Source organism: Ruoffia tabacinasalis, assembly GCF_042652985.1.
In the GTDB taxonomy this organism is placed as follows: Bacteria; Bacillota; Bacilli; order Lactobacillales; family Aerococcaceae; genus Ruoffia; species Ruoffia tabacinasalis.
In genome coordinates, this window is record NZ_JBHSHQ010000074.1 from 459 (window position 1) to 1064 (window position 606).

General features: G+C 36.6%; 1 pseudogene. It reads right to left on the reverse strand.

The window, feature by feature from the left end:
* Nucleotides 1-295 precede the first annotated feature (295 nt).
* Nucleotides 296-535, reverse strand: a pseudogene (locus tag ACFO5Y_RS11645) (ATP-binding protein); the annotation flags it as partial.
* Nucleotides 536-606 lie beyond the last annotated feature (71 nt).

The following is a 606-nucleotide window of genomic DNA, read 5'->3' on the forward strand; positions in this document are numbered from 1 at the left end:
TCATCGAAGAAGGCTATACGGCAAGATACATGAGAATGTATGATTTACTCGCTGAAATGGTTCAGGCTGACCTAGAGGATAGACTCATTAACTATCTAAAGAAAATAGTGAGTATTGCGGACGTTTTTTACCAGTAGTGCGGTTCTTTTTACCACTCTTTGCGGGAAGATTTACCAATGTCTGCGGAATAGTTTACCAGTAATAATTAAATGACCCCATTTCTACTCAACTTTTGAGTAGAAATGGGGTCAACATATTATAAATCTATTGGCTATGTCGTAAAAAGACCCTTGGTCTAGTTATCTTGATTTAAACCTAGCTTTTCACGCATCGAAATATCTCCATCTATAAGTACATCATAAGAATTATGTATAATTCGATCAAGGATAGCTTCTGCTAAAGTACCGTCTCCTAGTTTCTCATACCAACCCGGAAAGTCGAACTGGGAACAGTAAATATTCGACTTCTGCGCTTCATAACGAGCGTTGATAATTTCCAGGAGTAATGTGGATTCTTCACTTGTGAGCTCATATAAGAGCCATTCATCTTATGAGAAGTAATTAATTATGTTAAGTTAAGCGATGAAATATTAGTTTCACCGCTTAA